This is a genomic window from Streptomyces sp. NPDC025651 (assembly GCF_055558735.1).
Genome location: NZ_JBVHLZ010000026.1, coordinates 17,287 through 31,278, shown reverse-complemented (window position 1 = coordinate 31,278; position 13,992 = coordinate 17,287). Strand labels below are relative to the sequence as shown.

Here is a 13,992-nt window from a genome sequence, read left to right as displayed (position 1 = left end):
GCCGACATCACCGCGGAACGTCGACTCGACGGCCTCGACGAGCCGTCACCGACGACAGGCGTCGACCCCCACGACCTGACAGCACTCGGAACCGACCACGGACGACGCGTCATCACCACCTGGTCACCGCAAGCGGTGGAGCTCTTCGACGCCATCATCCTCCCCTCAACAACAGTGGGCTCCGCACTCTCCGGCACCTACACCCCCCGCACCACCAACACCCCCCACACCAACAACCCCACAGCCGCCCGCGGCATCGGCACCCTCGTCAAAACAACCCGCCACCACCTCACCCACCACCTCCCCGAGCACATGATCCCCTCAGCGATCATGGCCCTCCACCAACTCCCCCTCACCCCCAACGCAAAACTCGACCGCAAAGCCCTCCCCACCCCCGACCACACACCCACCACACACACCCACCAACCCCGCACCCCCCAAGAACAAACCCTCACCACCCTCTTCGCCGAAACACTCGGCATCGACCACATCGGCATCGACGACAACTTCTTCCACCTCGGCGGACACTCCCTCCTCGCCACCCGGCTCACCAGCCGCATCCGCGGCGAGCTGGCGGTGGAAGTGCCGATCAGCAAGGTGTTCGAGTTCCCGACCGTGGCAGGGCTGGCCGAACATCTGGCCGCCGCGCCCAAGGAGCCGGCAGAGAAGCGTCCGGCGCTGCGTCGCATGGCGCGGCCCACCGGCAAGACCCCCTGAACCCTGGCCAGGGAGCCACTCCCTCCAGGCAGTTGTCCCTACCCGAACATGAATGAGGAACAGCCGTGACGAATCCTTTTGAGAACCCCGACGGCACCTACGTCGTACTGGTCAACGACGAGGGTCAGCACTCCCTGTGGCCCGACTTCGTCGACGTGCCGAGCGGTTGGCGTGTGGTGAAGACCGCGGACAACCGCGACGCCTGCCTCGCGTACGTCGAGGAGAACTGGACGGACATGCGGCCGACCAGCCTGGTGAAGGCCATGGCCGCCTCGGCGGGCTGACGCACACCCCGCCGAACACTTCTTTCCCGAAGGCGCTCTCCACCGAGAGCGCCTCGGCTGCCCCTTTGCCGAAGGCACGGAGAAAATGGGTACACCAACAGCAGTCCACGCGCACACATCCAGTGAATCCGGGGTTGTCTTCGGAATTCCGCGATGGCGTTCCGAGAATCCTCATGCCGGTGCGGATGCGGCGACCGATCACACATGCTCGATCCCCGCCGAAACGACCGAGCAACTCCGTGCCCTTGCCGACCACTTGGCCGTACCGGTCGCCTCCTTGCTGTTGGCGGCGCACGCGAAGGTGCTCGCCTCCCTCACCGGTGAGAGCTCCGTGGTGACCGGGTACGTCGCACCCGGCGGCGACGGCCCGTCCCCCTGCGCCCTGCAGGTCAGTGACGGAGACTGGGCGTCGCTGGTGCTGCATGCCGGGCGCGCGGCGAGGGAGACGACACCGTCGGCGGCAACGTCGGCGACGAGGAGCACCGTCCCTGCGTCGAAGGCCGGTTACGAGGTCGTCCTCGACCTCTCCGGCCTGCCCGGGACCACCGCGTCCGCCCCGCACGGCCAGGCGGGCGCCGAGCAGCCCTCCGAGCAGGTGCTCCCGGAAGCCGTCGTGCTGCACATCGGCTTCGTGCCCGTGCCGGAGGGGATGCGGCTGCACCTGCGGGGCCGGGGCGACGTCCTCGACATCGCCTACGCGCGACGGATCGCCGGGTATCTGCTGACGTGTTTGACGTCGATGGCCGCCGACGCCTCGGCCGAGCACCAGTACCAGAGCCTGCTCGCCCCCGAGGAACTGGCCCGGCAGCTCGACGGCATGGCCGGACCGCGCCGTGACCTGCCGGACCGGCGGATGCACGAGCTGTTCGAGGAGAGGGTGCGTGAGCACCCCCACCGGATCGCCGCCGTCCACGACGGCGCCGAGTGGACGTACGACGAGCTCAACCGGCGTGCGAACCGCATCGCCCACGCGCTGCTCGCCCACGGGCTGAGGGCCGAGGACGTGGTGGCCGTGGTCACCGAGCGGAACCTCGAGTGGATGGCCGCGGTGCTCGCCGTCTTCAAGGCCGGCGGTGTCTACCTCCCGGTGGAGCCGCACTTCCCCGACCAGCGCGTCGCCGCCATGCTCACCCGCAGCGACTGCCGCTTCGTGCTCACCGAGTCCGCCTCGGCGCCCCGGCTGCCCGAGTCGCCCTCGGCGCCCGAGCCGCACCGACTCGTCATCGCGGACCTCCTCGCGAGGGGCGGTGCCGGACCGTCCTCCCAGGAGAGCGACCCCGGCGTTCCGGTCGGCGCGGGGCAGCTCGCTTACATCTACTTCACCTCCGGTTCGACGGGCGAACCGAAGGGCGCGATGTGCGAGCACGCGGGCATGCTCAACCATCTGCTCGCCAAGATCGAGGACGTGGAGCTCGGGCCCGGCCAGACGGTGGCCCAGACCGCGCCCCAGTGCTTCGACATCTCGCTCTGGCAGCTGGTCAGCGGGCTGCTGGTGGGCGCGCGGACACTGATCATCGGGCAGAAGGAGATCCTGGACGTACGCCGGTACGTCGACACGGTCGTCGAGGGCGGCGTCGAGGTGCTCCAGGTCGTCCCGTCGTATCTTGAGGTGATCCTCACGCACCTCGAGGAGGAGCCGCGCGCCCTGGGACGGCTGCGCGTCGTCTCCGCGACCGGGGAGGCGCTCAAGAAGGAGCTGGTCGAGCGCTGGTTCGCGGCGTTCCCCGGCATCAAGCTGATGAACGCCTACGGCCTGACCGAGACCTCGGACGACACCAACCACGAGATCATGGACCGGGTGCCGGACCAGGAGCGCGTCCCCCTCGGCTCAGCGATCAGGAACGTCCACGTGTACGTGGTCGACGAGCAGCTTCAGCCGGTCCCGCTCGGCGCTCCGGGAGAGATCGTCTTCTCCGGGGTGTGCGTCGGCCGGGGCTACATCAACGACCCGGAGCGGACCGCCGCCGCCTTCCGGACGGACCCCCACCGCCCGGGCCAACGGCTCTACCGCTCCGGTGACATCGGCCGGTGGCTGCCGCACGGCACCCTCGAGTTCCTCGGCAGGCGGGACGCGCAGACGAAGATCAGAGGATTCCGGATCGAGATCGGTGAGATCGAGAACCACCTGCTGCGCGTCCCCGGCGTACGGGACTCCGCCGTCGTCGTCCTGGAAGGACCCGACGGCGAGAAGCACCTCGTCGCGTTCTACGCCGGGGACACGGCGCTGGACCCGGCCGCCCTGCGGGAGTCCCTGGGCGACACGCTCCCTCCGTACATGGTCCCGCGGGTCTTCCACCACCGTCCTGCCCTGCCGCTGACCGACAACGGAAAAATCGACAAGAAGGCCCTGGTCCGTGACGCCGGCGCAGCGGCCGTCACCGGTGTCACGGCTCCGGACGGGACAGCCGACGACCTGCCGCGGACGGCGACGGAGAAGCGGCTCGCGGAGCTGTGGGCCCAGGTGCTGGGCGTCCCGATCGGCGAGATATCCCGGAGCCGGCACTTCTTCGACTCCGGAGGCACGTCGCTGTCGGCCGTGCGCCTAGGGGCCGCCACCGGCGGATCGCTGGCGCTGGCCGAGATCGTCAGGCACCCGGTGCTGGCCGAGCTGGCCGAGGCCATGGACCGGGGGCCCCAACAGGGTGAGGAGCACGGAGGAATGACGCAGTCGCCCACGTCGAGGACCCTCGTGGAGACGGCTTCCGGCACGGAGGCTGGACACGGCGCGGCGAAGGGACACGGCGCGGAACGCCGGGCGCCCGACGGGCTCGACCTTGAGCTGAGTCCGGGCAGGCCGCCGATCCTCCACGTCACGGAGGCCGTGGCGGGGGACCGGCTCCGCGCCTGGACCGACGAACGTCGCGGCGCGCTGGAAGCGGCGTTGCTGACCCACGGGGCCGTCCTGATACGCGGGTTGGGGGTGCGCGACGCGGCCGCGCTCGCCCGGGTCGCCGAGCCGATGTCCGGGGCGATCGTGCCGGAGACGGAGGCGTTCGCCCGGCGGCGTCCGCTCGGCGGCCCTGTGGTGTCGTCCTTGGAGTGGCCGCCCGACCAGGCGATGTGCATGCACCACGAGCTGAGCTACGGCCTGGAGTTCCCCCGGCTGCTCACGATCGGCTGCTTCATCCCGCCGGCGGACGGCGGGATCACCGGGCTCGCGGACGCGCAGGCCGTCCTTGCCGCTCTCCCCCGGCCCCTGGTCGAGCGCTTCACCGAACTGGGCTGGTCGCTCACCCGCTCGTACAACGACCTGGTGGGCGTCCCGTGGTCGGAGTCCCTGGGCGCCGCGGACCGCGCCGCCGCGGAGGCGTACTGCCGGGCCAACGCGACCGAGTTCGCGTGGCAGCACGACGGCGGGCTCCGGACCACTCAGCGCCGCTCCGCGGTCATCACCCACCCCCTGACGGGGCGTCACGTCTGGTTCAACCAGATCGCGTTCCTCAACGAGTGGACCATGGAGCCGGCGATCCGCGACTACCTCGTCGCGCAGTTCGGCTCGGACGGGCTGCCGTTCAACACGCGCTACGGCGACGGGTCTCCCATCGACGCGGACACCGTGCAGGCCATCAACGAGGTGTACGAGAAGGCCACCCTGCGCGAGCCCTGGCAGGCGGGCGACGTCCTGCTCGTCGACAACATCCGCATGGCCCACAGCCGTGAGCCGTACTCCGGGCAGCGTGAGATCGGCATGGTCCTCGGCGCTCCGGTCCGGCTCACCGACTGCTCGCCCACTCCGAACGGAGCCCCCTCGGCATGAACGCGCAGATCCCTCCTTTCTCCGTCGTCACCGGCGCCCAGGTCCACCACGCCGTGGCCGGGCAGGAACGGCAGATCATCTCGCTGATCGAAGACGCCTACCGGGTCCACGGTGAGGGCGACTCGGTCAACCCGCCTTCGTACTTCCTTCGTTTTCCCGACCGGCCCTCGTCGAGAATCATCGCGCTGCCCGCCTCGATCGGCGGGCGGACCCAGGTCGACGGCATCAAGTGGATCTCCAGCTTCCCGGAGAACGTCCAGGCCGGCATCCCCCGCGCCTCCGCCGTGCTGATCCTCAACGACCCGGAGACCGGCTACCCGATCGCCTGCATGGAGAGCTCCATCATCAGCGCCACACGCACGGCGGCCTCCGCCGCGCTGGCCGCCGACCGGCTCACCCGGGACCGGCGCCAAGGGCGCCCGCGCCGTGTCGGATTCTTCGGCACGGGACTCATCGCGCGGTACATCCACACCTATCTGCGCGGCGCGGGCTGGGAGTTCGACGAGCTGGGCGTCCACGACCTGGCCCCGGACAGCGCGGCGGCCTTCAGCGCGTACGTGGAGGGCAGTGGTGACCGCGCCCGGGTCACCGTGCACGACACCGCCGAGCAGCTGGTCCGCTCGAGCGACCTGACGGTGTTCGCCACGGTTGCCGGGACACCCCACGTGACCGAGCCGGGCTGGTTCTCGCACAACCCGGTCGTGCTCCACGTCTCGCTGCGGGACCTGTCGCCCGAGGTCGTGCTCTCCTGCGCCAACGTCGTGGACGATGTGGAGCACTGCCTCAAGGCGAACACCTCGGTGCACCTGGCCGAGCAGGCGGTGGGGCACCGGTCCTTCGTCGACGGCACCCTCTTCGATCTGATGACCGGGCGGCTGACGCTTCCCGAGGACCGCCCGGTGGTCTTCTCGCCCTTCGGTCTCGGCGTGCTCGACCTGGCGGTGGGCAAGCACATCCACGACCGGCTCCGGGAACGCGGGGAACTCGCGGTCGTGCCCGGCTTCTTCCACGACACCGACCGCTACGGGCGACAGAGCGCCGGCGGCGCACGTGCCTGAGGAGAGGAGGCAGTCGTGCCGGTGATCACTTCTCCTCAGGAGTTCAACACGGACGACCTCTATGTCGACCTGCGGCCGGTACTCGGCAGTCGGCTGTACCTGAAATGCGAGGGGTTCAACTTCGCCGGCTCCATCAAGCTCAAGGCCGCCGCTGCCATGGTCGAGCACGCCGAGGAGTCGGGCGTGCTCGGTCCGGACTCCATTCTCGTGGAGTCCTCGTCGGGGAACCTCGGTGTCGCCCTGAGCATGATCGCCGCCAACAGGGGATACCGGTTCCTGTGCGTGACGGACAGCCGGTGCAACCTCGCCACCCGGCAGATGATGCGGGCGCTGGGCGCCGAGGTCGTCACGGTGGAACAGCCCTGCGCCGGTACGGGATTCCTCGCGGCACGCCGTGAGCACGTCCGCCGGCTGTGCGCGTCCGACGCCCGTTACGTATGGCTGAACCAGTACACGAACGCGTTCAACCGGATCGCTCACCAGCGCACCACGGCACCGGCCATCGCCCGCCGCTTTCCCGACCTGGACGTCCTGTTCGTGGGCGCGGGCACCACGGGCACCCTGATGGGGTGTGCCCGGTACTTCAGGGAGTCCGGGCGCCCGGTGACCGTCGTGGCCGTCGACACGGTCGGATCGGTGACCTTCGGCGGTCCCGACCTGACCCGGATGATCCCGGGGCTCGGGGCCGGGGTGCGGCCCGAACTCCTCGACCTCTCTTACGTCGACGACGTGGTGATGGTGCCGGAGACGGAGACGGTGCGCACCTGTCGTCGGCTCGCCGCGACGGGATTCCTCTTCGGCGGATCGACCGGCACGGTCGTCGCCGGGGCGCAGCGGTGGCTCGCCACGCACCGCCCGGACTCGGAGGCCACCGCCGTGGCGATCTCTCCGGACCTCGGTGAGCGCTACCTCGACACGCTCTACCAGGAGTCCTGGGTCCAGGAGGTCTACGGCGACGCGATGACGGCTGCCTCGGACGGCTCGGACCTGAACCAGGCGGACTCGCAACTGAACCCGGCGGGCTCGGACCTCGATCCGGTCGGCTCGGACCTGAACCCTGTCGGAGGCCGGCCATGACCGAACAGCTCGCACTCACCTCCGCGCAGACCGGGGTATGGGTCGCCCAGCAACTGAACTCCGCCGACAGGTCCTTCGCGTTCGCGGAGTACTGCGAGATCGCCGGAGCCATCGACCCCGGCCTCTTCGAGCGGGCGATCCACGAGGTGGTGGCCGCCACCCCCGCGCTACGGGCCCGGTTCGACATCGGTGACGAGGGGCTCTGCCAGTTCATCGACGATGCGGCCGAGATCCCGGTGCACGTGCTCGACGTGAGCGACGTCCCGGATCCCCGCGCCTCGGCGGAGGACTGGATCGCCGGGGACCTGGCGAGGGAGTACGACCTCGCGAAGGGCCCTCTGGTGGCCTGCGCACTGATCAGGCTCGCCCCTGAGCTCTGGCTCTGGTACCGCTGCGCGCATCACATCGTCGTGGACGGATTCACGCACGCCCTGTTCGCCTCGCGCGTCGCCGCCGTCTACACGGCACTGGTGACCGGGGCCCGGGACCGGCCGCACTTCCCGTCCGACCTGCGCCGCGTCGTCGAGGCGGACACGGCCTACCAGCAGTCCGACGCGTTCGTCGACGACGGCGCGTTCTGGCGGGCGAGGCTGGCGGGACAGACCGACTTCGCGAGCCTCACCGCATGGCGGCCGCCGCCGAGCGCCGAATCGTTCCGGGAGAACGGCCGTCTGGGACCCGAGGACGTCGCGGTCCTCCGGTCCGTGGCCGGGACCCTGGACGTCCCCTGGCCCGCGCTCGTCATCGCGGCGGCCGCCGTGCGACTGCACCGGGCAAGCGGGGTGCGGCAGTTGGCGCTCGGCCTGCCGGTGGGCAACCGCCGGGATCCCGCGCTCCGCGAGATCCCCTCGATGGTCACCAACACCGTGCCTCTACGGCTCTCGTTGACACCGGACGTGGACTTCGTGGCCCTGGCCCGGCAGGCCGCGCAAGGCGTGACGGAGGCGCTGCTCCATCAGCGCTATCCGATGGAGAGGCTGGCCCGGGAGCTACCTGCGCTCCGGGACGGGCGACGGCAGTTCGGCCCGGACGTCAACATCATGTCCTTCGACTACCGGGGCGACTACGCGGGCGCCCCTGCCACGGTCCACACCCTGAACTCGGGGCCGGTCGAGGACCTGGCGATCAACGTGTACGACCGCGGGCCCGCCGAGGGAATGCACATCGCCTTCGACGGCAACGTCGCGCTGTACACCAGGGAGGAACTGGCGTCCCACGTGCGTGACTTCGTCTCGCTGCTCCGGTCGGTCCGCGAGTTGACCGAGAGCGGTCCGATCGCTCCGTGAACCGGGGAGGGGGCGGGGACGGACCGCGACCCTTTGGACGCGGCCCGTTCCCGCCTCCCGACGCCCCCACCCGACACGCCCGGACCTACGTGTCGAACTCCCCGAGCCAGTCCCGGTGGAGCAGATGCTTCGGCAGGTACGGCGACGTCGCGTCGACGGGGAATTCCGCGTCGTACGCGATCGACGCGATGGCGAGCGGGCCGAGGGCGACGCGGCCGAGCGGCGGTGTGCCGCCGACGGTGTCGGTCCTGTCGCTCCAGTAGCGCTCGTGGTGGGCGAGGGCCTCGGCCAGGGTCCGCGCGAAGGCCTCCCGGTCGCCCGCGATCAGGCGGTGGAAGAGTGCGGCCGGCTGGTAGTCGATGAGGTCGAGGAAGTCGCCGGGCGTGCGGGTCGCCACGTCGGGGTGGGAGGTCTCCATGGTCGCGACGAGGTGCTGGACCACGTCGTCCATGGAGCGCCTGAGCCAGTAGCTCCGCAGCGTCTCGATCCAGTGGAAGACGTACTCGTCGACGGGCGCGGCCCTGCGCAGATCGTCCGTCGGTACGTGGCACAGCCGGATCAGCCGGTCCTGTTCGCGGCCGACGACCGCGAGGTAGAACGCGTCGAGCCAGGCGCGGGCGTCCGCCGCGGGCACGGGGCCGGTGGCGGGCAGGTGCAGTGTCCGGTCCGCGACGCGGCACTCGACGGTGCCCTGCGGTGCGGTCGCGGCGGCGAACAGTGCCGAGCCGGTCTGCGTCGCCCACACCCACGCCTCCCACGTCTCCAGGCTGCCGCCGTCGGGGTCGGTCGCGAAGCGCGCGTGGCTCAGCTCCTTGGTCACCGCGAAGGCGTGCCCGAGGCCGGCCGGTTCCTGGACGAGGCGGGTGATGTCCTCGGCCGTGGCGGTGCGGGCCATTTCCGCCACGTCGGCGGCAGCGGGGCCCCGGGCGGGCGCGGCGCCCGGTCCCGGCGCGGCGCCCGCGCCGTGCAGGCGCTTCATGATGTCCATCAGCTCGGGCGGCGGCACCACCGAGAAGGAGCGGGTCTCGTGGTCGATGACGGTGAGCGAGGTCAGCCGCCCCTGGTGCCACCAGTACAGGCGGGGCGAGAGCGCGCCCGCCCCGTCCTCGTAGGCGCCGAGCGCGTACCCGCCCAGGTCGTTGACCGCGTCGACCACCGTGCCGTCGACGATCGGGTGGAACGCCAGCAGGTTCCGGCACGGGAGCGCCACGAGGGCGCCGGCTTCCGGCAGTTCGCGGCCGGTGGTCGCACGGACCAGTTCGGGCAGCACGAGCGCCTTGCTCGCCACGAAGTACGAGTCCCCGTGGACGGAGTGCAGCAGCGCGCCCTGTGGTCCCGTCACCTCGGTGTGTTCCACCGGTTCGCGGAGGAGGTTCTCCCGGGCCGCCGCCCACAGCCGCTCCGGACCGGCGCTCTCCACGTCCCGGTCGGTGAGCATGCGGACCGAGGAGGGCGCGTCGAGCGCGAGGGCCAGGAGGAGTCCTTCGGCCACGGGCCGCGCGTAGCGGAAGCCGTTCGCCGTCTCTCCCGGGAAGGCGTCGTCGGGCAGGAGACGAAGGAAGGTCTGGTCGAGCAGTTCCTGCGCGCTCTCGCCTCCCTGGGAGGCGTTCTCCAGGTTGGTGAAGTGCTGGTGGACCACCTGGGGCCAGTACTCCTCGGCGACGGCGCGGCATTTGTGGGCCAGGTTCAGGAGGGGGTTGCGATGGCCGTTCCACGCAATGGCGTCGCCCTCGACCTGCGGGCGTATCCCGTGTCGGGTGAGGAAGTGGTCGACTGTCAGCCCCCGCAGGCGTTCGGCCTGGGAGAAGGTCAGCATCGGGAGGTGGGGGTCGGGCGCGTGGTGTTCGTTCACGCAGTGACTCTACGAAGCGAGTGCGGGGCGGAGATCGCCAGGGGCTTCCCCCGCGGCGAGAACCCGCCGGTGTGGCCGCATCCCGCCTCCTCCTGTGAGCGGACGGCTCCCTACCTCCACGGTCTGGTGCGCGTCAGACCGTGGTCCGACGCGCCGTCAACCACACCTCACCTAGCGTGACGTGACATGACCAGCACCCGAAAGCCCCTGCCCGCCCTGCGCGGCCGCGCCGCTCTCGCCACCGTCGCGGCGCTCGCCCTGACCCTCCCGCTCCTGGGGGTGGCGACCGCTTCCGCCGCGGCCCCGACCGGCACGGACGGCGTTCCGGCGAGCGAGAAGGCCTCGACCCGTCTCCAACTCCCCCGCCCGACAGGCCCGTTCGCCGTCGGCCGCGACACGCTGCACCTCGTCGACAAGAGCCGCCAGGATCCCTGGGTGCCCTCGGCGGGCGCGCGGGAGCTGATGGTGTCCATGTACTACCCCGGGCGCAAGGGAGGCGGGCACCCGGCGGCGTACACCTCCGAGAAGGAGGCCCAACTCCTTCTGGAGCACTGGAACCTGGACAAGGAGATCTCCCCGCGGACCTACGCATCCACCCGCGGCTTCGCCCGCACCGGAGCCGAGCCCGCGCACGGACGGTTCCCGCTGGTCGTGCTCTCCCCCGGCTTCACCGCGCCCCGCTCCACGCTGACCCACCTCGCCGAGGACCTGGCCAGCCGCGGCTTCGTCGTCGCCACGGTCGACCATGCCTACGAGTCCACCGGAACGGCCTTCCCCGGCGGCCGGATCCTCACCTGCCTGGCCTGCGAGGCCGCATCGGAGCCCGGGATGGGCAAGGTCGCCACCGAAGGCCGGGCCAAGGACCTCTCGTACGTGCTGGACCGGTTGACCGGCCGCGACGCCGCCTGGCGGCACTCCGGCATGATCGACGCCGGGCGGATCGGGGCGGGTGGCCACTCCATCGGCGGCGCGGCGGCGCTGGCCACGATGACCACGGACCCGCGGGTGCGGGCCGGCCTGAACATGGACGGCAGCTTCCACACGAAGCCGACCGGCCTCAAGGGCCGCCCCTTCCTGATGCTGGGCACCGAGGTCCAGCACACGCCGGGCGTCGAGGACGGCGTGAACTGGGACGAGACCTGGCAGGGCATGGACGGCTGGAAGCGCTGGCTCACGGTCAAGGGCTCAGGCCACTTCACCTTCACCGACCTGCCCGTCCTGGGGGACCAACTCGGCCACTCCGACCCCGAGGCCCCCCTGTCCGGCGAACGGTCCGAGCAGATCACTCGCGCGTACGTGGCGGCGTTCTACGAGCAGCACCTGCGCGGCGTCGCGCAGCCCCTGCTCGACGGACCGACACCGGCCAACCCGGAGATCACGTTCCAGCACCGCTGACGCCTGGTGCGACGTCGGCAGGACGTCGCGGTGGGCGCGGACACGGCGGACGTCCGCCTCGTACAGGTCGACGTGGGCGTCCGCGATGTGCTGCCAGGGCCGCGTCAGGCGACGTGCACTCCGTCGTGAGGCCCTGCCTGTCGACGGATTCGGCCGCTGGCGATAATCGACCGATGACCATCGTCGAACGCCCCGTGCCGCCCCTGAACGCCGACGAGCGCGCCACCCTCGAAAGCTGGCTCGACTTTCATCGCACCACCCTCGCCATGAAGTGCGAGGGACTGGACGACGAGAAGGCCGCCGTCGCATCCGTGCCGCCGTCCGCCTTCACACTGACCGGCCTGGTGCAGCACATGGCAGAAGTGGAACGGAACTGGTTCCGTCGCGTGTTCGCCGGAGAACGGATTGCGCCCATCTACGACCCGCAGGCCGACCCCGACGGCCCCGACGGCGGCTTCGAGCTGGCCGAAGGCGCCACCCTGCGCGACGCCCTGGCCACCTGGCACGCGGAGATCGCCCGCGCCCGCGAACACTGCGCCGACCGCGCCCTGACCGACACCGGCCGCTTCATGGGACAGGACGTCAGCCTCCGCTGGATCTACGTCCACATGATCGAGGAGTACGCCCGTGACAACGGCCACGCCGACCTCCTCCGGGAACGCATCGACGGCACCACCGGCGTATAGCGCTGCCGGATCAGGCGGCGCCGGCCCGGTCGACGGCGGCGTCGAGGGTGTGCAGGGTCCGGCCGTCCCGTGCCCGCTCACCCGGCGGACCGTCGCGCATACACCTCGATCTCGATCTTCATACGAGGGTCGGCCAGGCCGCAGACGAGCATCGTCGCGGCCGGCCGTACCGTGCCGAAGGCCTGGCGCAGGGCGGGCCAGCAGGGTTCGAAGTCCGCCCTGTCGGTGAGCATGTACCGCACGCGCACCACGTCGGCGAAGGTGCAGTCCGCATCGGTCAGCGCCGCCTCGATGTTGCGCAGGCACTGCTCCGCCTGTTCCACCACGTCGTCGGAGATGGTCATGGCGGTGTAGTCGAAGCCCGTCGTGCCGGACACATGCACCCGGTCGCCGTCGACCACGGCCCGGGCATAGCCGATCTGCTCCTCGAACGTCGAGCCGCTGAGGATCACACGTCGCTCTGTCATGCGTCGCACGCTAGGTGAGCAGGGGAGATACGTCTAATACGCCTTGAAGGATGGGGTGATATCCATGGGCGTATGGAGCGTCCCGAACTTCCCCTCCCGCAACTGCACGCCTTCGTCGTGCTCGCCGAGGAACTCCACTTCGGCCGGGCCGCCGCCCGACTGGGCATCGCGCAGCCCCCGCTGAGCCAGCAGATCCGCCGACTCGAGGGGAAGGTGGGGCACTTGTTGTTCCACCGTGCGCCGGGAACCGTCACTCTCACCGCGGCGGGACGCGAGTTGCTGCCCGCCGCCCAACGGGTCCTGACCGGTCTGGCGGACGGGCTCGCCGCGGCTCGCGCCATCGGCAGCGGGCACGCGGGGCGTCTGCGGATCGGCTTCGCCGCCTCGCTCGCCCTGACCGTGCTGCCAGGACTGCTGCGCACGTTCCGGCACCGGTTCCCCGACGTACAACTGGACATCCACGAGATGACGACCGCGCCCCAGCTCGCCGCCCTGCGGGAGCGGAGCATCGACGTCGGGTTGGTGCGTGAGCCGCCCGCCGACGATCCGGAGCTCCGCTTCCGGACCGTGCTCACGGAGCGCTTCGTGGCCGTCCTGCCGTCCGCCCATTCCCTCGCCGCCCAACGCGCCGTACATGTCGAGGAGTTGGCGGACGAGTCGTTCGTGCTCCTGCCGCGCGCCGCGGGCCCTCGGCTGTACGACCAGATCTCCGGGCTGTGCGCCGCGGCGGGGTTCACGCTCCCGGTCGCCCAGCACGCGGTGGAGTGGCAGACCGTCTGCGGGCTGGTCGGCGCCGGGCTCGGCGTCTCGCTGGCTCCGGCGAGCATCCGGCGCATCCGCCTCCACGGCGTCGCCTTCCGCGCGATCAGGCCCGACACCGCTCGTACGCGGGTCGCCGTAGCCTGGCGTGCGGACGACCCGAACCCGCTGGTCGCCAACCTCCTGACGGCGGTCAGCCAGGGCTCGTAGGCCGGACCGGCGCTCAGGCCGCGGCCAGGACCAGCGAGGCCACCGCCAGCGCCAAGAAGGTTCCGGGGAAGGCGATGTTGTAGAAGACGCGGGCCCGGACGTGCGCCGCGACGGCCCCCACGAAGAACAGCACCAGGCCCGCCGCGGCAGCGATGCCCAGGGGGCGGAGTCCCGCGAGACCGAGCAGCAGGCCCACCGCCCCCGCCGCCTTGAGCGCGGCAAGCCACGGGATCCAGGAACTCGGGAGGTTCACCTCGGCCGAGTTGTCCAGGACGAACTGCGCCTTCGCCACGTCGGCGACGGCGATCGCGGCATTGGCGAGGATCGTGATGACGGTGACGATCAGATACGCGGTGTGCACGCGCCTCTCCCTTTCCCGAATCCCTTGCCCGAGAAGTGTCGGGCCCCTGCCTCCCGGCCTCGTCCTCCTTCCTCCCAGCCTCG

12 protein-coding genes are annotated in these 13,992 nt (G+C 70.9%); 9 read left to right on the top strand and 3 right to left on the bottom strand.

The features are described from left to right. The 6 genes from ACZ4D5_RS43345 to ACZ4D5_RS43320 form a co-directional block, all read left to right on the top strand. Positions 1-717: phosphopantetheine-binding protein (locus tag ACZ4D5_RS43345; protein ID WP_467778059.1), on the top strand; the 717-nt coding region annotated here is incomplete at its 5' end. Between the two features lie 65 nt (positions 718-782). After that, the gene (locus tag ACZ4D5_RS43340) at positions 783-1,001 is read left to right on the top strand and encodes an MbtH family protein (protein ID WP_467778058.1); all 219 of its coding nucleotides are present in this window, start codon (positions 783-785) and stop codon (positions 999-1,001) included. Positions 1,002-1,086: 85 nt separating this feature from the next. Next, positions 1,087-4,758: a non-ribosomal peptide synthetase gene (locus tag ACZ4D5_RS43335; RefSeq protein WP_467778057.1), complete on the top strand. Its 3,672-nt coding sequence runs from the start codon at positions 1,087-1,089 to the stop codon at positions 4,756-4,758. Beyond that, the gene (sbnB, locus tag ACZ4D5_RS43330; protein WP_467778056.1) at positions 4,755-5,816 is read left to right on the top strand and encodes a 2,3-diaminopropionate biosynthesis protein SbnB; all 1,062 of its coding nucleotides are present in this window, start codon (positions 4,755-4,757) and stop codon (positions 5,814-5,816) included. Before ACZ4D5_RS43335 ends, sbnB begins: the two co-directional genes overlap by 4 nt. 15 nt (positions 5,817-5,831) lie before the next feature. Continuing rightward, positions 5,832-6,893 (top strand): 2,3-diaminopropionate biosynthesis protein SbnA, encoded by a 1,062-nt coding sequence (gene sbnA, locus ACZ4D5_RS43325; protein WP_467778055.1) that lies wholly within the window; start codon positions 5,832-5,834, stop codon positions 6,891-6,893. Then, entirely contained in the window at positions 6,890-8,179 is a 1,290-nt protein-coding gene (locus ACZ4D5_RS43320; RefSeq protein WP_467778054.1) for a condensation domain-containing protein, read from the top strand. The genes sbnA and ACZ4D5_RS43320 overlap by 4 nt, the downstream gene beginning before the upstream one ends. An 85-nt stretch (positions 8,180-8,264) precedes the next feature. Here the strand turns inward: ACZ4D5_RS43320 and ACZ4D5_RS43315 are convergent, their stop codons facing one another. Next, positions 8,265-10,031, bottom strand: coding sequence for an immunity 49 family protein (locus tag ACZ4D5_RS43315; RefSeq protein ID WP_467778053.1), 1,767 nt, complete (start codon positions 10,029-10,031; stop codon positions 8,265-8,267). A gap of 186 nt (positions 10,032-10,217) precedes the next feature. Here ACZ4D5_RS43315 and ACZ4D5_RS43310 point away from each other — a divergent pair, with 186 nt between their 5' ends. After that, complete coding sequence (locus ACZ4D5_RS43310; protein WP_467778052.1) at positions 10,218-11,426, top strand: alpha/beta hydrolase family protein; 1,209 nt, start codon at positions 10,218-10,220, stop codon at positions 11,424-11,426. 173 nt (positions 11,427-11,599) lie between these two features. Continuing rightward, the gene (locus ACZ4D5_RS43305; RefSeq protein ID WP_467778051.1) at positions 11,600-12,112 is read left to right on the top strand and encodes a DinB family protein; all 513 of its coding nucleotides are present in this window, start codon (positions 11,600-11,602) and stop codon (positions 12,110-12,112) included. A gap of 77 nt (positions 12,113-12,189) precedes the next feature. Here ACZ4D5_RS43305 and ACZ4D5_RS43300 read toward each other — a convergent pair whose 3' ends face one another. Continuing rightward, a complete protein-coding gene (locus ACZ4D5_RS43300) occupies positions 12,190-12,579 on the bottom strand; it encodes a RidA family protein (RefSeq protein WP_467778050.1) in 390 nt (129 codons plus the stop codon). 72 nt (positions 12,580-12,651) lie between these two features. Between ACZ4D5_RS43300 and ACZ4D5_RS43295 the strand changes: the two genes are divergently transcribed. Next, positions 12,652-13,548: a LysR family transcriptional regulator gene (locus ACZ4D5_RS43295; protein WP_467778049.1), complete on the top strand. Its 897-nt coding sequence runs from the start codon at positions 12,652-12,654 to the stop codon at positions 13,546-13,548. 13 nt (positions 13,549-13,561) lie between these two features. On the opposite strand, the gene ACZ4D5_RS43290 is transcribed toward ACZ4D5_RS43295, so the two are convergent. Further along, positions 13,562-13,909 (bottom strand): DoxX family protein, encoded by a 348-nt coding sequence (locus ACZ4D5_RS43290; protein WP_467778048.1) that lies wholly within the window; start codon positions 13,907-13,909, stop codon positions 13,562-13,564. Between the last annotated feature and the right edge of the window lie 83 nt (positions 13,910-13,992).

Excerpts from the sequence above, each read along its gene's own strand:
- ACZ4D5_RS43335 (WP_467778057.1), top strand. The coding sequence starts at position 1,087 with ATGGGTACACCAACAGCAGTCCACGCGCACACATCCAGTGAATCCGGG.
- sbnB (WP_467778056.1), top strand. The coding sequence starts at position 4,755 with ATGAACGCGCAGATCCCTCCTTTCTCCGTCGTCACCGGCGCCCAGGTC.
- ACZ4D5_RS43320 (WP_467778054.1), top strand. The coding sequence starts at position 6,890 with ATGACCGAACAGCTCGCACTCACCTCCGCGCAGACCGGGGTATGGGTC.
- ACZ4D5_RS43310 (WP_467778052.1), top strand. The coding sequence starts at position 10,218 with ATGACCAGCACCCGAAAGCCCCTGCCCGCCCTGCGCGGCCGCGCCGCT.
- ACZ4D5_RS43305 (WP_467778051.1), top strand. The coding sequence starts at position 11,600 with ATGACCATCGTCGAACGCCCCGTGCCGCCCCTGAACGCCGACGAGCGC.
- ACZ4D5_RS43300 (WP_467778050.1), bottom strand. The coding sequence starts at position 12,579 with ATGACAGAGCGACGTGTGATCCTCAGCGGCTCGACGTTCGAGGAGCAG.
- ACZ4D5_RS43295 (WP_467778049.1), top strand. The coding sequence starts at position 12,652 with ATGGAGCGTCCCGAACTTCCCCTCCCGCAACTGCACGCCTTCGTCGTG.